The sequence below is a fragment of the Rhizobium sp. RAF36 genome, from assembly GCF_052114105.1.
GTDB lineage: Bacteria > Pseudomonadota > Alphaproteobacteria > Rhizobiales > Rhizobiaceae > Rhizobium.
Genome location: NZ_JBFREC010000006.1, coordinates 126032 through 142801, shown reverse-complemented (window position 1 = coordinate 142801; position 16770 = coordinate 126032). Strand labels below are relative to the sequence as shown.

General features: G+C 60.7%; 17 protein-coding genes and 1 tRNA gene. 11 read left to right on the top strand and 7 right to left on the bottom strand.

Annotated features, from left to right (window positions below; translation table 11 throughout):
• Positions 1-3 precede the first annotated feature (3 nt).
• The 4 genes from AB4Z25_RS20920 to AB4Z25_RS20905 all read right to left on the bottom strand — a co-directional run bounded on the left by AB4Z25_RS20920 (position 4) and on the right by AB4Z25_RS20905 (position 4847).
• Positions 4-1524, bottom strand: a complete 1521-nt coding sequence (locus AB4Z25_RS20920) for an alkaline phosphatase family protein (protein WP_442208906.1) — start codon at positions 1522-1524, stop codon at positions 4-6.
• Between the two features lie 8 nt (positions 1525-1532).
• Positions 1533-2516 (bottom strand): UDP-glucose 4-epimerase GalE, encoded by a 984-nt coding sequence (galE, locus tag AB4Z25_RS20915; protein WP_112540407.1) that lies wholly within the window; start codon positions 2514-2516, stop codon positions 1533-1535.
• A 240-nt stretch (positions 2517-2756) separates the two neighbouring features.
• Positions 2757-4493 (bottom strand): EAL domain-containing protein, encoded by a 1737-nt coding sequence (locus tag AB4Z25_RS20910; RefSeq protein ID WP_112540406.1) that lies wholly within the window; start codon positions 4491-4493, stop codon positions 2757-2759.
• A 264-nt stretch (positions 4494-4757) separates the two neighbouring features.
• A tRNA-Ser gene (locus AB4Z25_RS20905) sits at positions 4758-4847 on the bottom strand.
• A 301-nt stretch (positions 4848-5148) separates the two neighbouring features.
• Between AB4Z25_RS20905 and rplU the strand changes: the two genes are divergently transcribed.
• The 4 genes from rplU to AB4Z25_RS20885 all read left to right on the top strand — a co-directional run bounded on the left by rplU (position 5149) and on the right by AB4Z25_RS20885 (position 7138).
• Positions 5149-5466, top strand: coding sequence for a 50S ribosomal protein L21 (gene rplU, locus AB4Z25_RS20900; protein ID WP_112385937.1), 318 nt, complete (start codon positions 5149-5151; stop codon positions 5464-5466).
• A gap of 37 nt (positions 5467-5503) precedes the next feature.
• Complete coding sequence (rpmA, locus tag AB4Z25_RS20895) at positions 5504-5773, top strand: 50S ribosomal protein L27 (protein ID WP_112385938.1); 270 nt, start codon at positions 5504-5506, stop codon at positions 5771-5773.
• 124 nt (positions 5774-5897) lie between these two features.
• The gene (locus AB4Z25_RS20890) at positions 5898-6554 is read left to right on the top strand and encodes a GNAT family N-acetyltransferase (RefSeq protein WP_112540405.1); all 657 of its coding nucleotides are present in this window, start codon (positions 5898-5900) and stop codon (positions 6552-6554) included.
• Positions 6555-6589: 35 nt separating this feature from the next.
• On the top strand, positions 6590-7138 hold the full coding sequence (locus AB4Z25_RS20885) for a GNAT family N-acetyltransferase (protein WP_112386070.1): 549 nt from the start codon (positions 6590-6592) through the stop codon (positions 7136-7138).
• A gap of 41 nt (positions 7139-7179) precedes the next feature.
• On the opposite strand, the gene AB4Z25_RS20880 is transcribed toward AB4Z25_RS20885, so the two are convergent.
• Positions 7180-8043 (bottom strand): endonuclease/exonuclease/phosphatase family protein, encoded by an 864-nt coding sequence (locus AB4Z25_RS20880; RefSeq protein WP_112540404.1) that lies wholly within the window; start codon positions 8041-8043, stop codon positions 7180-7182.
• 83 nt (positions 8044-8126) lie between these two features.
• Between AB4Z25_RS20880 and obgE the strand changes: the two genes are divergently transcribed.
• The 4 genes from obgE to AB4Z25_RS20860 are packed head-to-tail and all read left to right on the top strand — an operon-like array spanning position 8127 to position 12263.
• Positions 8127-9209: a GTPase ObgE gene (obgE, locus tag AB4Z25_RS20875; protein WP_112385941.1), complete on the top strand. Its 1083-nt coding sequence runs from the start codon at positions 8127-8129 to the stop codon at positions 9207-9209.
• Complete coding sequence (proB, locus tag AB4Z25_RS20870; protein WP_112540403.1) at positions 9196-10365, top strand: glutamate 5-kinase; 1170 nt, start codon at positions 9196-9198, stop codon at positions 10363-10365. Before obgE ends, proB begins: the two co-directional genes overlap by 14 nt.
• Positions 10358-11641, top strand: a complete 1284-nt coding sequence (locus AB4Z25_RS20865) for a glutamate-5-semialdehyde dehydrogenase (RefSeq protein WP_112540402.1) — start codon at positions 10358-10360, stop codon at positions 11639-11641. The genes proB and AB4Z25_RS20865 overlap by 8 nt, the downstream gene beginning before the upstream one ends.
• 37 nt (positions 11642-11678) lie before the next feature.
• On the top strand, positions 11679-12263 hold the full coding sequence (locus tag AB4Z25_RS20860) for a nicotinate-nucleotide adenylyltransferase (RefSeq protein WP_442208904.1): 585 nt from the start codon (positions 11679-11681) through the stop codon (positions 12261-12263).
• A gap of 266 nt (positions 12264-12529) precedes the next feature.
• Here AB4Z25_RS20860 and AB4Z25_RS20855 read toward each other — a convergent pair whose 3' ends face one another.
• Positions 12530-13315, bottom strand: a complete 786-nt coding sequence (locus tag AB4Z25_RS20855; protein WP_112540400.1) for a class I SAM-dependent methyltransferase — start codon at positions 13313-13315, stop codon at positions 12530-12532.
• A gap of 312 nt (positions 13316-13627) precedes the next feature.
• Between AB4Z25_RS20855 and modA the strand changes: the two genes are divergently transcribed.
• From modA to modC, 3 genes are all read left to right on the top strand, one after another.
• Positions 13628-14419 carry a molybdate ABC transporter substrate-binding protein gene (gene modA / locus AB4Z25_RS20850; protein WP_112540399.1) on the top strand — a complete coding sequence of 264 codons (792 nt, stop codon included), beginning with the start codon at positions 13628-13630 and terminating at the stop codon, positions 14417-14419.
• Between the two features lie 90 nt (positions 14420-14509).
• Complete coding sequence (gene modB, locus AB4Z25_RS20845; RefSeq protein ID WP_112540398.1) at positions 14510-15211, top strand: molybdate ABC transporter permease subunit; 702 nt, start codon at positions 14510-14512, stop codon at positions 15209-15211.
• Positions 15208-16275, top strand: coding sequence for a molybdenum ABC transporter ATP-binding protein (gene modC, locus AB4Z25_RS20840; RefSeq protein WP_112540397.1), 1068 nt, complete (start codon positions 15208-15210; stop codon positions 16273-16275). The genes modB and modC overlap by 4 nt, the downstream gene beginning before the upstream one ends.
• Here the strand turns inward: modC and AB4Z25_RS20835 are convergent, their stop codons facing one another.
• Positions 16276-16653 (bottom strand): winged helix-turn-helix domain-containing protein, encoded by a 378-nt coding sequence (locus AB4Z25_RS20835; RefSeq protein WP_112540396.1) that lies wholly within the window; start codon positions 16651-16653, stop codon positions 16276-16278.
• Between the last annotated feature and the right edge of the window lie 117 nt (positions 16654-16770).

Below are 16770 nucleotides of genomic sequence, written 5' to 3'. Positions count from 1 at the left end.
CACTCAGGGCCGGTAGGACACCGGCCCTTTTTCCGTTAGCTCGGTAAAGGCGAGCGTCTGGTCGAGGTGGCTCGCCCGCAGCGACAGCAGGCGCTCGGCATAGGCGAGCTGCACCTGCGCGTAAGCCGGATCGCCGGCCAGATTGCGAAGCTCCATCGGATCGGCCTTCAGATCGAAGAGCAGCGGCGGCAGGGCGGTAAAATGCACATACTTGAAATGATCGTCGCGGATGACGGCAAGATTGCACCGGTTGGGCGCCAAGCCGAAATGCGCCTGCGCATCGCCGCTGGCGATCTCCCGGAAATCAAACTCCCAGAAAGCCGCATCGCGCCAGTCCGAGACCGGCTTTTCTTCAAGAAATTGGCGAAGCGATCTGCCGTCGAGGCCGTTTTTCGCTGACGCGCCGAGTGTCTCGCACAGCGTCGGGAAAATATCGGCCGCACTGGTGAAATGATCGACCGACACGTCTTTTGCAGCCGCCCGCGGATCGCGGATGACGAGCGGGATACGATAGCTGCCGTCGAAGAAGCCACCCTTCCCCAGCGTCCAGTGATCGCCCATCATCTCGGCATGATCGGAGGTGAAGACAATGACGGTATCGTCCCATGTTCCGGCGTCCTTCAGAGATTGAAAGATACGTCCAAGCTGCGCATCGACCTCTGAAATCATTCCATAGTAGATCGCCCGGATGGCATCGAAATCCTGAGCACCCCAGTCATTCACCGCGCCTTCGGCACCGGAAATGAAACTGCCTTTCGAGGCCCGCGGCATTGCATAGTCGAGATAGGGATGCGCCTGCATCTCATCCTGCGCCGACGGTCCGCGCGAAAAGACCGGCCCGTCCCCGGGCTTGTACATCGCACCGTAAGGTTCGGGCACCGAGAACGGCGGATGCGGTCTGAGAAAGGAAACATGCGCGAACCACGCACTATCCTGCTCGCCCAGCCAGCGGATGAATTCGCCAGCTAAAAACGCTGTCTGCGTCTCATCCTTCGAATAGAACGTGCCCGCAGCCGAAATATCCCCTGGCCCCGCGCCGACTGGAATATGAATGTCACGGCTGACGGCATCGGCGTGGCCGCGCGACCGCAGCCAAGACAACCACTGCTTTTCATGCTCAGGCAGCAGCTGGCGCGCGGTAAATCCGGGCAGCAGCCCTTCGTAGCTGGTCAGATGCGGATCGCCGGCCTCGAGCGCTCGCGGGTCAGGAGCCGTATCGGTATAGCCGAACAGCGTCGGGTCGTAGCCTGCGCGCCGCGCCGCCAGCGCCAGATTGTCGAACCGCCGGTCGAGCGGCGAGCCGTTACGGCACACCCGGTGATTCATCTGGTAGAGACCGGTATAGAGTGTCGCCCGCGCCGGCGAACATGGCGCGGCCCCCGCAAAGTGATTGCGAAACAACACGCCCTCAGCGGCGAGCGCATCAACGTTCGGCGTCCTGACAACAGGATGGCCGACCGCCGCAAGGCAATCGCCACGCCATTGGTCAGCTGTGATCAGCAGGATATTCTGACGTTTCGGCAAGGCACGCCTCAGTGCTGATTGGTTCGGGAATGCCAGCGCCAGGCTGACTGGATGATCTCGGACAGATCATATTGCGGCACCCATCCGAGCATATCCCGCGCCTTGTCGTTATTGGCGACCAGCGTGTGCGAATCGCCTTCGCGGCGGCCGATATACTCGACCGGGAAAGGCCGTTTCGAGACATCCTCAATCGCCCCAAGCAGCTCCTTCACCGTCGTGCCGGTCCCGGTTCCGAGATTGAGCGCCACGGAATCGCCGCCACGCAGCAGATATTCGACAGCGCGCACATGGGCATCGGCAAGGTCGAGTACATGGATGTAATCGCGTACACAGGTGCCGTCGCGGGTCTCGTAGTCGCTGCCGAACACCTTGAACCCCTGGCGGCGGCCGAGTGCCGCATCGATCGCCAGCGGGATCGCATGGGTTTCCGGATCGTGCCATTCGCCGATGCGGCCGTCGAAATCGGCACCCGCCGCATTGAAATAGCGCAGAATGACGGAGCGCAGGCTCTTGTACTGGTCATAATCCGCCAGGGCCTGCTCAACGATATATTTGGTGCGCCCGTAGGGATTGATTGGCACCTGCCGGTGCGTCTCATCCAGCGGCACGCTCTGTGGCAGGCCATAGGTCGCACAGGTCGAGGAAAAGACGAAGGCATTGATGCCTGCCGCCTGCGCGGCCGACAGCAGCGTCAACGTACCGATTACATTATTTTCATAGAAGGCAACTGGATCTTTGACCGATTCACCCACCTCGATCAGTGCCGCAAAATGCAGGATCGCGGAAGGTTTGTGCTTGGCAAGCACCTCGTCCAGCCGGGCCCGGTCGCGAATATCGCCCTCCTCGGCCGGCCCCCATTTGACGAACTCCCGATGCCCGTTCGAGAAATTGTCGAAGACAACGGGCTTGTAGCCCTTGTTGGCCAGATCCAGGCACGTATGCGAGCCGATATAGCCGGCGCCGCCGACCACCAGAACAGTTTCACCAGCCATTCACCACCTCTATTGCCGTCTCGGATGACGGAACCCTAGAGGAGATAAACGGCGAGAAAAAGGGGAATTGCAAAACCGATGCTGCAGGGCAGCAAAACAGGCATAACAAAGCTCTGCGCAGGCGCGTCGTGCGGTAACGTTTTGGGATTTTCAGCGGAAGAGCGAGCTTGCTCTCAGCGATTCCAGAGCGAAAACTGGTGGCCCGCATGGCATTCGCAGACAATCCGAATACCGCCGAGATTATAACGCTTTCCGGCGCGGAGTTATTGCAGCGTTTTGCAGCAGCGACGTAATGGCGGAAACCGGCTGCGGCCTGCCGAAGGCATAGCCTTGCAGGATGTCGGCACCGAGTTTCGCCAGCACTTCTGCATGGGCGATCGTCTCGACACCCTCGGCAACGATCTCGACATCGAGCGACCGGGCGATATCGATCAGCGAGCCGATCAGCCGCCGCTGGGTCTCATTTTCCAGAACCGGAAGCACCAGCTGGCGATCGATCTTCACCCGGTTGGGACGCAGTTCGACCAGACCGAGCAGCGAGGCGTGGCCGGAGCCGAGATCGTCGATCTCGATGTCGATGCCGCACTCCCGGATCTTGTCGATATTGCGCTTCACCTGGCCGCTCAGGCTATCGAAGAAGATCGTTTCAATGAGCTCGAAACTGATGCGTCCCGGCGGGATCTGCAGCTGCTTGACCTTGGCCGGCAGGTTCGGATCGGCGAGACGCTCGGCCGACAGATTGACGGAAACCCGCGGCACGTCGAGGTCCGCAAGCGACCAGCGGTTAATGTCGAACAGGGCGCGCTGCAGAATCGCGTCGTCGATTGCCTCCATCAGGCCGTGAGCGGCCGCCAGCGGCAGAAACTCCGCCGGGCTTCTGACACCCTTGGCGCTTTCCCAGCGGGCGAGCGCTTCCAGGCCGCAGATCTCATAGCTGCGCGCATCGACCTGAACCTGATAGAAAGGAACGACCTCGCCAGCCCTGAGGCCCGTCTTCAACTCCTGCAGCAGCTGCTTTTCAGCGTTTATCTTGTTGGCAAGCGACGGCGAGAACAGCTCATCGCGATTGCGGCCGCCACGCTTGGCTTCATAGAGCGCGAGGTCCGAGGAGGCGAGCAGCGATGCCAGCTGATCCGAGGGCGCACTGGCCAGGCCGATCGAACATTCGATGACAAAGGGCTCGCCGTCTATGTCGAGCGGGCGTCGCAGAGCCTGGCGCAGGTCGCGGACGATGCCGGAATCCCTGCCTGGCGACAGATGGTGCGAGACGATGACGAACTCGTCGCCACCAAGCCGGGCGGCGATCTCGCCGTCTCCCACACAGGCCGTCAGCAGCGAACCGACATGGCGAAGAACCTGGTCACCGCCGGCATGACCGAAACGGTCGTTGATATCCTTGAAGCGATCGATATCGATATGACAGACGGACACGATCCGGCCCGCCTCCCGCCCAAGAGCTGCAAAAGCCTCGTCGAATGCCCGCCGGTTCAAAAGCCCGGTCAGATAGTCGTGATCGGCGGCGTAGCGCGCATCGGCGCGGCTGCTATCAGCGGCCTCGCGCTCGCGCGCAAGCTGCTCGTTGCGCAGAACATCTTCGGTGACGTCCCATTCCGCTCCTATGAAACACGGCTCTCCCTGGCCATCGACGAAATACTTTGCGCGGGACCGTATATGCCGTACGGCGCCATTCGGCCGGATGATGCGAAATTCGGAAGCATAGTCGCTCCTATTCCTGATCGCTTCCTCGAACAGTGCGCTGGCACGGCTACAATCGTCGGGATGAACGCTTTCGAGCCAGACGACGTCGAGCAAACCCTTGTTGATGCCATAGATACGCTGCAGCTGCTCGTCCCAGCGCGTCTGATTTTTCAACAGGTTATGCTGCCAGATACCGATGCCGGAGGCTTCGAGCGCAATATTGAGCTGCCGAACCAGATCTTCCAGTTCGTTGTTCGTCCAGGTTAGTTTCGTTTCCACTGCGTTCCGGCCTCTTTTGCAGCACTATGCCGGTTATTGCTTAGGAAATACTGAAGCCATTCTCCCGAGTTCCACCCTCGATTTTTTACAACCGTCTGCAATTCTTGAGCGAGTGATCGCCAGGATTTCGAAGATTACGAGATGGGATGGGTTCGTCCGGAGAGGCAATTGGAATGTTGCCTTGCAAGGCAAAATGCCCTCGTCGCAGCGAACAGTAAGTTCACGCGTGTAATCGCAAGGCCAAAACTGAATGTAGAAAAATGATGGCGGAGAGGGTGGGATTTGAACCCACGGTGCCCTTGCAGGCACGCCGCATTTCGAGTGCGGTACATTCAACCACTCTGCCACCTCTCCGCGGTCTGGTTGACGCCGTTAAGCGCGGGCTGTCTCTTAGCGATAGAATCACGGGCTGGCAAGACGAAATTGCGACGCTTTTTCATCCTTCTGCCTTGACAGATTTTTGACACTCGTCTATCCCGCCTCCGCAATAGGCGTGGAAAAGTCCGTGCCTTGCCCGCCTCGCGCTCGCGTGAGGTTTCACCGGCAGACAGAATTTGGGGTTTGGCCCCGAAATCCCTGCTTAACACAGACTGATAAGAAGACAGCCACCTGCGGTTTGCAGGGAGAGCTGGATCGAACATGAAAGGATTAAAAAATGTTCGCAGTCATCAAGACCGGCGGTAAGCAGTACCGTGTGGCAGCAAACGACGTGCTGACCATCGAGAAGCTTGAAGCATCCGCTGGCGACTCCATTGAATTCACCGAAGTACTCGTCATCGGCGAAGGCGCCGATGCAGCGATCGGCGCACCCTTCGTCAAGGGCGCATCCGTCAAGGCCGAAGTGGTCGAGCAGAACCGTGGCAAGAAGGTCATCGCCTTCAAGAAGCGGCGCCGTCAGAACTCGAAGCGCTCGCGCGGTCATCGCCAGCATCACACGGTTGTCCGCATCACGGACATCCTGGCAGCCAAGTAATCGGTTTCGGGCAACTAAGGTTTAAAGGAGAAATCCAATGGCACACAAAAAAGCTGGCGGTTCGTCGCGCAACGGTCGTGACTCTCAGTCCAAGCGCCTTGGCGTGAAGAAGTTCGGCGGCGAAGCCGTCATCGCAGGCAACATTATCGTGCGTCAGCGCGGTACGCAGTGGCATCCGGGCGCCAATGTCGGCCTCGGTAAGGACCACACCATTTTTGCACTTACGAACGGCAATGTAGACTACCGAACGAAGGCCAATGGTCGCGTGTACGTATCTGTAATGCCGAAAGCGGAAGCAGCGGAATAAGCCGGTAGCGCTCTAAAACAGCCGGCGTCTCATCGACCCGGCTGAGCGTATCAGGTTCAGTCCAGAAAACAGGGGAGATGGGGCGCCATCTCCCCTTTTTCTTTGTCCATAAGGAGGACTGAACATGCAAGGCGAACTGATCAGGGTCGACCAATCAAGGTCACCCCGGGAAGACCAGAGGTCTCCCAAGGAGCGGCTGAGGCCGGAGCGGTTAAGGACCGATTGCCCTGTCTTGTTATCTGAAAGGCTCGTCATGCGCGCGCCCCACGTGGAAGACATTGACGCCCTTTCCCATCTCGCCAACAACGCCAAAGTCGCCACAATGGTATCGCGCATGCCGCACCCGTATACCGCCAATGATGCCGCCGACTTTGTACGTCGAACGGCGAATGGCGAGATCGGCAAGTGCGTCTATGCCATTACCAAAGCCGAAAACGGCGCGTTTATAGGCTGCTGCGGCGTGGAACCGCATGCCGATGGACGCACCGTCGAGATCGGTTACTGGCTCGGCGAACCTTTCTGGGGGCAGGGCTACACCACGGAAGCCTGCCACGCGCTGGTCGATATGGTGTTCCGCACCCGCGAAAGCGTCGACCAGATCGACGCCCGTTGCCGGGTGACCAACGTCGCGTCGCGCCGCGTCATCCAGAAGTGCGGCTTCCAGTTCCAGGGCTCCGGTCTTGCCGCGTCGCTGGCGCTCGGATCCAACGTCCCGGTCGAATGGTACAGGCTCGACCGCAAGACCTGGATGTCGCTGAGAAGCTGGGGGGCACTGTCATGAGCGCAGCTCTTCTCGACCGCCAAAAGGTCCAGCCGATGACACCGGGCGCTGTTCCCGTCATCGGCACCGCCAGGCTTTCGCTTCGCCCGCACCGGCTGAGCGATGCCGATGCCATCGCCGGATCGCTCAGCGATTTCGCGGTAACCAGGATGCTGGCCCGCGTGCCGGCACCCTACCACCGGCAGGACGCCCTGGATTGGCTGGTTCCAGTCACCTCGGGGCGGCTGCAGGATTGGCATCTGGCGATCACCAGCGGAGACGATACCCATATCGGGATGGTCTCCGTCGAGCTTCGCCATGGGCGCTGGCACCTTGGATACTGGCTGAACCGCTACTACTGGCGGCGCGGCTACATGAGCGAAGCGGTCGCCGGCGTGCTGGAGCGGTTTTCGCGCCGGATGCCGGAGATGCCCGTTCACTCCGGCGTCTTTGCCGATAACCCCGCCTCGCTGCGGCTGCAGGAAAAGCTCGGCTTCCGCATGAGCGGGTGCTCGGAGATCTACAGTTTCGCCCGCAACACCATGGTGTCGCATGTCGAAACCGTCCTCCAGCCCGGCGCGCTGCAAAGCGTCAAGGCCGCCTGACTGAGACTGAAACGCCGCGGCAGGAATGCCGCGGCGTTTTTCTAGACTTCGATCTCGACCCAAACCGGGAAGTGATCCGAACCGACCGAATCCGTATCGACATGGGCGGCCTTGAGGCTGCCTGCCAACCCGCCGCTGACGAAGCAGTAATCGAGATGCATCCGCTTTCCGTGATCCTTGGGATCCATCCAGCTGTAGCTTTTGGGGTGATAGCCATCGAGCGCCGCCAGCGCATCGACAGGCGTGCGGACGCGCGGGACACGCCCGTAGTATCCGTCCTTTGCGCCCGCAAGCGCGCAATATTCAGGCGATTCCGGCACCATGTTGAAATCACCCATGACGACGTAATCCTCCGGCAGCGGCAGCTCCTCGAAATCGAGCTCGCCTGCACCGCTGACGGCACCGCCTTCGAGGCAGAAGCCATTGATCCGGTCGTTGAGATGGCGGATCTGGGCAATGCGCTCATCGACCGAAACATGGTCGAGATGCACCGAATAGACGCGCAGCGGCCGCCCGGGAATGTCGATCAGCGCCTCCGTCGCCCCCCGCTGCAGATTGAGTTTCGACACCGTGCGGCTGCGCGGCAGGAGATGCGTGCGCGAGGACAGGATTGGAAAGCGCGACAGGATCATGTTGCCGAACTGGAAGCGTGTGCCGCGGGGCGGAAAGCCGCTTTCACCAGCCGCGACATGCAGATCAAAGGGCGCGCCATAGACCCAGAAATAATCGGGAAACAGCGCCGCGAGATCGGCGACCATGTCGGCAAAATCGTTCGATTCCGAGCCTCTGGTCACTTCCTGCAGCGCGATGACGTCAGCCCCTTCGAGACTATCCGCAATGCGGCCAAGGTCGTAAATCCCATCAAGACCGAAGCCGTACTGTATGTTATAGCTCGCAAACTTCACGATATTCTTTGACCTCCGCATGAACCGCCTATATCGAAAGCGGCGAATAAGGCGCGTTAATAGCCACCGGTACTGGAAGTAAAATGAAATTTCTCGACGAAGCAAAGGTCTATATCAAGTCCGGAGACGGCGGTGGCGGCAGCGTGTCGTTCCGTCGCGAGAAATTCATCGAATTCGGTGGACCGGATGGCGGCGACGGCGGACGCGGCGGCGATGTCTGGGCCGAAGCGGTCAACGGATTGAACACGCTGATCGATTTCCGCTTCCAGCAGCATTTCAAGGCGCAGATCGGCACCCACGGCATGGGCCGCAACCGCACCGGCGCCAACGGCAGCGACGTCACGCTCAAGGTACCAGTCGGAACGCAGATCTTCGAGGAAGACCGGGAGACGCTGATCTGCGACCTCACCGAAGAAGGCCAGCGCTTCCGCATCGCGGCAGGCGGCAATGGCGGCTTCGGCAACGCGCATTTCAAGTCTTCGACCAACCAGGCGCCCGATTGGGCCAATCCTGGCCTCGAAGGCGAGGAAAAGACCATCTGGATGCGGCTGAAGCTGATTGCTGATGCCGGTCTGGTCGGAATGCCGAATGCCGGCAAGTCCACCTTCCTGGCGTCCGTCACCCGCGCACGCCCGAAGATCGCCAATTACCCCTTCACCACGCTGCACCCGAATCTCGGCGTCGCGACGGTCGATGGACAGGAATTCATCCTAGCCGACATCCCGGGCCTGATCGAGGGTGCCCATGAGGGCGTCGGCATCGGCGACCGCTTCCTCGGCCATGTCGAGCGCACCCGCGTTCTCTTGCATCTTGTCTCCGCGCAGGAAGAGAAGGTCGGCAAGGCTTACAAGACGGTGCGCCATGAGCTTGAAGCCTATGGCCAGGAGCTCGGCGAAAAGGTCGAAATCGTCGCGCTATCGCAGATCGACGTGCTCGACGACGAGACGCTGAAGAAGAAGACCAAGGAACTCGCCAAGGCCTGTGGCCGCACGCCGTTCCAGATTTCGGCGGCGACCGGCAAGGGCATGACCGAGGTGCTGCGCGCTTTGCGCGAGATCATCACCGAGGCCAATGCCGGCTCGGCTGAAAAGATCGCCAAGGCACCGAAGCTTCGTCACCGCGATATGGCCTCCGACGAGGAAAGCGAAACGGATGACAACGCGTAAGTCTCTGGATCGCCATCGCCGCATCGTCATCAAGATCGGCTCCGCACTGCTCGTCGATCGCAAGACGGGTTTGAAGAAGGCTTGGCTGGACGCGATGTGCGCCGACATCGCGGCGCTGAAGAAAAAGGGCGCCGATGTTCTCGTCGTCTCGTCTGGCGCTATCGCCCTTGGCCGGTCGGTTCTCGATCTTCCCTCCGGCGCCCTGAAGCTCGAAGAGAGCCAGGCAGCCGCAGCCGTCGGCCAGATTGCGCTGGCCCGCGCCTGGTCCGAAAGCCTCTCGCATGATGAGATCGTCGCCGGGCAGATCCTGCTGACGCTTGGCGATACCGAAGAGCGCCGCCGCTATCTGAATGCGCGTGCCACCATCAATCAGCTGCTGAAGATCGGCGCCGTGCCGATCATCAACGAAAACGACACGGTCGCCACCAGCGAAATCCGCTACGGCGACAACGACCGGCTGGCCGCGCGCGTCGCGACCATGACCGGGGCCGACCTGCTGATCCTGCTCTCTGATATCGATGGCCTCTATACGGCGCCGCCGCATCTCGATCCGGAGGCGAAATTCCTGGAGACGATTGCCGAAATCACCCCGGAGATCGAAGCCATGGCCGGTGGTGCGGCTTCCGAGCTGTCGCGCGGCGGCATGCGTACCAAGATCGATGCCGGCAAGATCGCGACGACCTCGGGCTGCGCCATGATCATCGCATCGGGCAAGACCGATAGCCCGCTATCCGCCATCGAAAACGGCGCGCGCTCCTCCTGGTTCGCGCCTTCAGGAACGCCCGTCACCGCCCGCAAAACTTGGATCGCCGGCCAGCTGCAGCCAGCCGGCGAACTGCATGTCGATGAAGGCGCCATGACCGCGCTTGGCGCCGGCAAGAGCCTGCTGCCTGCCGGTGTCCGCAAGATCAACGGCATTTTCAGCCGCGGCGATGCCGTGGCGATCATCGGCCCCTCCGGACGCGAGATTGCCCGCGGCCTCGTCAGCTACGATGCCGACGAAGCCCGCCAGATCGCCGGGCGCAAATCGGCTGAGATCGAGAAAATCCTCGGCTATCCCGGCCGCGCCGCCATGATCCACCGTGACGATATGGTGATGACGGCGCAGATAAGTTCGAAATCCGAAAGGCAGAAGAAGGACGCAAGCTATGCTTGATACGGTTGCGCAGAGCCCTGACATTGACGTGCTGATGAACGACATCGGCCGCAAGGCAAAGGCTGCAGCGCGACCGTTGGGCTTTACCTCGACAGACAGCAAGAACAAGGCGTTGAACGCCATGGCCGATGCGATCCTCCGGAACAAGGCACACATCCTTGCGGAGAACGCCAAGGACCTGAAGGATGTCGAAGGCGGGGCTCTGCTTGCCTCGTTCGTCGACCGCCTGACGCTGACCGACAAGCGCGTCACCGAGATGGCTGAAGGCATCCGCACCATTGCCGCACTCAAGGATCCCGTCGGCGAAATCATCGCCGCCTGGGACCGGCCGAACGGCCTGAAGATCGAGCGCACCCGCACGCCTCTCGGCGTCATCGGCGTGATCTTCGAAAGCCGCCCGAACGTGACCGCCGATGCCGGCGCGCTGTGCCTGAAGGCCGGAAACGCCGTCATCCTGCGCTGCGGCTCGGATTCGCGCCGCTCCTCGCAGGCAATCCACGCCTGCCTGGTCGAGGGATTGAAGGAAGCAGAGCTGCCCGAACACGCCATCCAGCTCGTACCGGTCACCGACCGGGCGGCCGTCGGCGCCATGCTACGCGGCCTGGAAGGCGCGATCGATGTCATCGTCCCGCGCGGCGGCAAGAGCCTTGTCGCTCGCGTCCAGAACGAGGCCCGCGTGCCGGTTTTCGCCCATCTCGAAGGGCTCTGCCACGTCTATGTCGATAAATCTGCCGATCTCGCCATGGCGAAAGACATTATCGTCAACGCCAAGATGCGCCGAACCGGCGTGTGCGGCGCTGCGGAAACCCTGCTGATCGATAAAGCGGTTGTGGGCACCCACCTGAAGCCGTTGCTGGAAGCGCTGGCTGCCGCCGGATGCGAGATTCGCGGCTCCGCGGCAGTGGTCGATGCTATCCCCGGCACCAAGCCGGCAACGGAAGAAGACTGGTCGACGGAATATCTCGACGCAGTGATCTCCGTTGCCATCGTCGATGGCATATCGGGCGCGATCGGCCACATCCAGACTTACTCCTCGAACCATACCGAGGCAGTGCTTGCGGAGGATGCAGCGGTCGTCGAGCGCTTCTTCACCGAGATCGATTCCGCCATTCTGCTGCACAATGCCTCGACCCAGTTTGCCGATGGCGGCGAGTTCGGCATGGGCGCCGAGATCGGCATCGCCACCGGCAAGATGCATGCCCGCGGCCCTGTCGGCGTCGAACAGCTGACCTCCTTCAAATACCGCGTTCGCGGCACCGGACAGACGCGGCCCTGACGTGATTCCAGAAGGACTAGACCGGCACTATCTTCGCATGCCGCACACCGAGCGCGGCATGGTCGTCGGTCTTTTCGGAGGGTCCTTCAATCCGCCGCACCAGGGCCATGCGCTAGTGGCCGAGATCGCCATCCGCCGTCTCGGGCTTGATCAGCTATGGTGGATGGTTACGCCCGGCAACCCGCTGAAGAGCCGTAATCACCTGGCGCCGCTGGCGGAACGCATCGCCCTCAGCAAAGCGATCGCGCCGGATCCGCATATCAAGGTCACGGCTTTCGAACAGGCGCTGGGGATCAGCTATACGGCCAACACGCTGGCGAAGGTGAAAGCCCGCAATCCGCATGTTCACTTCGTCTGGATCATGGGTGCCGACAGCCTGCAGACATTCCACAAGTGGCAGAAATGGCAGGATATCGCAAAGACCTTCCCGATCGCCGTCATCGACCGCCCGGGATCGACGCTGTCCTTCCTGTCGTCGAAGATGGCGAAGACCTTCGACTACGCGCGTGTCGATGAAGACGATGCAAGAGCGCTCTGGAAAAAACCGGCGCCTGCCTGGACCTTCATTCATGGGCCACGTTCGGCGCTGAGTTCGACCGCGATCCGCAAGGCCGCCGAATAATCCGAGTTGTGAGAAGAGCAGAAATGAAAAGCCCGACGGGGGAGGATCCGTCGGGCTTCATAAACTTGATCGACAACTGGGAGGAGGAGTGTTGCCGATCCATATCGAACGGCCTTGGGAGGAGGAGTGGCCGTTTCGATGCTTAAGTTCTATCATAATCGATTGAAAAATGAACATCGTATATCGCAATGCAGCAATGCGCAGTATGCAAGGCTAGGCTAAGCATTCCGGATGATCCTGCTCGTTTTTCGGGCAATCCAAACGGGCTATCGGTAGACCCGCTCGGAAAAGGCGCTCATTCCAGACCTGATCATCAGTTCGTAGACCATTCGCCTGCTGATTGGATTATGGAGCCTTGCAACTTTGGATCCGAGAAACTCCGTCTCCGTGTGGTCGAAGGCGGTCAGATCCGCCGCATTGGCGATGGTGTCATAGTAGAACTGATGGTGATCCCGGCGGCAGACGTAGGTCTTGTATTTGGTCATGCAGAAAGCAGAGAACTCCGCACCGTTTTCCCGCAGGAAATCGGCAACGCCGACAGTAACCTCCGGCCAGGCCGGATTGAACGTGTCGTCGAAGGCGATGATGCCGTGTGGCGCGAGGCTATCCTTCGCCAACCGGCTATCGGCGACGATATGCGGCAACATGTGGCCGCCATCGATGCTGAAGAAACGGACTTCTCCGATCTTGTCCTTTATCTCGCTTGCCGAGAGCCGGGTACTGTCGCCGGTGACGACCAACGCCTCGTCAACGGCAAGCCCAAGCCGCCGTCCGTTATCCAGGAAACGCCCGTATTGCGGCGAAGCGCCGTCGCCGGTCTGGCCGATGTCGAACAGATCGATCGCCAGCAGTTTCTCATCCGGCCCGCAGATCTTCCGGAACAGATAATAGGAGCGTCCGTAGAAGACGCCGATCTCGGCTATGCCACCGTCAAGGTTGTCGCTGTTTTGTCTTTGCAACAGAGAGAGGAACACAAGTGCGTCGGGCGGATCGATATATCCTTCGATCGTCTGTAAATCATGAAAGATGAATTTCCGTGTCGCCGAGTTCATCAAACCTGCAGATCCTCTTCGCCTGTGATTTCATAGCGTTTTCCGCATCTATAGGCACGAAGTAAACAGCATATCAGGCAGGATTATCAAGCTTAACGTAGAGAATTTCAGATTTTACTTGGAATTGCAGCACGATAGGCAAGAATACCTGCAATTTATACGCGATAAATGTCAAATTTATCGATTCATTTGTGGCAATACCTAGGCAGAAAATGCGGCCACGCATCAATATGTTTGTGAAAATATATCCCTAGCCAACGCGAGGCAGATCGATATATTCGCTTCGATATTTCGATCTGGGGAGTGAATTTTATGCAGAATCGCCGTCATTGGATGAAACTGGCTATTGCCGCTATTTCCGCCGGCTTTATCGGCCTCGGCACACTGCCGCAGCCGGCTGCGGCCGCCGAAAAGGTGACCGTCTTCGCCGCCGCGAGCCTGAAGGACGCCCTCGATGCCGCAAACGCCGCCTGGACCAAGGAAAGCGGCAAGGAAGCCGTGGTCTCCTATGCTGCCAGCGGCGCGCTTGCCAAGCAGATTGAAAACGCCGCACCGGCAGACGTCTTCATTTCCGCCGATCTCAACTGGATGGATTATGTCGCCGGCAAGAAGCTGATCAAGGACGACACCCGCTCCAACCTTCTCGGCAACCGCCTCGTGCTGGTCGCCGCCAAGGACAAGGCAAAGCCCGTCGACATCAAGCAGGGCTTCGACCTTGCTGGCCTTATCGGCGACGGCAAGCTGGCAATGGGCGAGCCGAAATCCGTTCCGGCCGGCAAATACGGCCAGGCCGCTCTCGACAAGCTCGGCATCTGGAAGTCGGTTGAGCCGAAGGCTGCCTTCGCCGAGAGCGTTCGCGCCGCACTGGCGCTCGTTTCGCGCGGTGAAGCCCCTTACGGCATCGTCTACCAGACCGACGCAGCCGCCGATAAGGGCGTTGCGATCGTCGGCACCTTCCCGGCCGATTCCCACCCGCCGATCATCTATCCGGTGGCGCTGCTCGCCGAAAGCAAGAATGCCGATGCGGCCGCCTATCTCGACTTCCTGAAATCCGACAAGGCGGCAGCGTTCTTCACCGCGCAGGGTTTCACGATCCTGAAGTGATCGAACTGAAATGATTGCAGAATTTCTTTCTGCAGCTTAGCGTGAAGGCTCGCATTTCTGCGAGCCTTCTATTTTTGGAGAAGACGGATCTTGGATGCCCTTGGCCTGAGCGCGGAAGAATGGACGGCGATCATGCTCAGCCTTCGCGTCTCCATCGTGGCGATGATCGCCAGCCTGCCTTTCGGCATCGGCGCAGCGCTGCTGCTCGCCCGCGGCCGCTTCTACGGCAAGTCGATTCTGAACGGCATCATCCATCTTCCGCTCATCCTGCCGCCTGTCGTCACAGGCTTCATCCTTCTCGTCCTGTTCGGCCGCCGCGGGCCGGTCGGCAGCCTGCTCGACCAATATCTCGGCATCGTCCTCTCCTTCCGCTGGACGGGCGCTGCGCTGGCCTGCGCCGTGATGGGCTTCCCGCTGATGGTGCGCAGTATTCGCCTCTCCATCGAGGCGGTCGACCGCAAGCTCGAAGAGGCGGCAGGCACTCTCGGCGCAAGTCCGCTCTGGGTATTCCTGACTGTCACCCTGCCGCTGACATTGCCTGGCATCATCGCGGGAATGATCTTGTCTTTTGCAAAGGCCATGGGCGAGTTCGGCGCCACGATCACCTTCGTCTCGAACATCCCCGGCGAAACCCAAACGCTGTCCGCCGCGATCTACACGTTCACGCAGGTGCCGGGCGGCGATGCCGGCGCCTTCAGGCTGACGCTGGTGGCCGTCGCCATCTCCATGGCGGCGCTACTGGCATCCGAATACATGGCCTATCTCGCCGGCCGGAAAGTGGATCCGGCATGACGCTGACCGTTGACGCCCGCCACCGCCTCGGCGCCTTCAGGCTCGACGGCGCCTTCAGCTCCGAGAACGGCGTGACTGCGCTCTTCGGCCGTTCCGGATCCGGCAAGACCTCGATGATCCGTATCATCGCCGGTCTGACACGCCCGGAAGAGGGCAGGGTGCTTCTCGATGGCGAACCGTTGACCGATACTGCCAAGGGCATCTTCGTTCCGCGTCACCGCCGCCGCTTCGGCTATGTCTTTCAGGAGGCGCGGCTTTTCCCGCATCTGAGCGTCCGCAGCAACCTCACCTATGGCCGCTGGTTCGCGCCGAAAGCCGGGCGCGCGGATAATTTCGATCGCATCATCGACATGCTGGGGATCGAGCCGCTGCTGACTCGCGCACCGGCAAAACTCTCCGGCGGCGAGAGGCAGCGTGTGGCAATCGGCCGGGCACTGCTGTCTTCCCCGCGCCTGCTTCTGATGGACGAGCCGCTGGCAGCGCTCGATGAAGCACGCAAGGCCGAAATCCTGCCTTACCTCGAGCGTTTGCGCGACGAGACGCAGATCCCGATCGTCTATGTCAGCCACTCGATCGCCGAGGTCGCCCGCCTGGCGAACCAGGTTGTCGTCATGCGCGACGGCAGGGTGGAAGCGATCGGCAGCGCCGCCGACATTCTGAGCCGGCCATCGGGAAGCGAGGGACGTCGGGAAGCCGGCGCGCTTCTGGAGGGGACGGTGACAGGCGTCGATCCGAAACACCAACTGGCGACGGTGGCGCTGAAGACAGCCGAGCTGCAGCTACCAGGCGTCGCGGCCGAGCCGGGCAAACGGGTGCGCATCCTGATCCCGGCTCGCGACGTTATGCTGGCGACAGTGAAGCCCGAGGGCTTGAGCGCCCTCAACATCATTGACGGCACGATCCGTGAATTGGCGCCTGCCGACGATGGCACGGTCGAGGTTCAGGTCGATTGCGGCGGCGATGTCATCCTGTCGCGCATCACGGCACTGTCGGTGGAGAAGCTCGCGCTGGCGCCCGGAAAGGCCGTCTTTGCCGTGATCAAGACGGTTGCGCTGCAGCCCTGATCATTCCGTGGCGCCGTCGGTGGGGCTGCGGTTTCCCTCGAGCCAGGCAAGGTCGCTCGCCAGCGTTGTGCGAACCGTTTCCTCCATGCGGCGGAAACGGGCAAGCAGTTCTTCTCCGAACGGCGTCAGTGCAGCACCGCCACCCTTCTGCCCGCCGCGCTGCGATTCGACCACCGGCTGCTTGAACATCCGGTTCATGTCGCTGACCAGCAGCCAGGCGCGCCGGTAGGACATATCCATAGCCCGGCCGGCGGCCGAGATCGAACCGGTCTCGCGGATATGCTCAAGAAGCTCCATCTTGCCGCGCCCGAGCCGGTCCTCGTGCGGAAAGCTGATGCGCAGCACTGGAATGAGATTGGGTCTCGCGGGATCAGGCATGAAGTCAGTATTTTCCGAATGAACCGCTGCACTTTACGCGTGGCCTTGGCCGCTGTACACAGCCGCCGGAAATACCGGCCTGTCATAATTGTTGATCGCGCAGACAAGTCTTCGCGC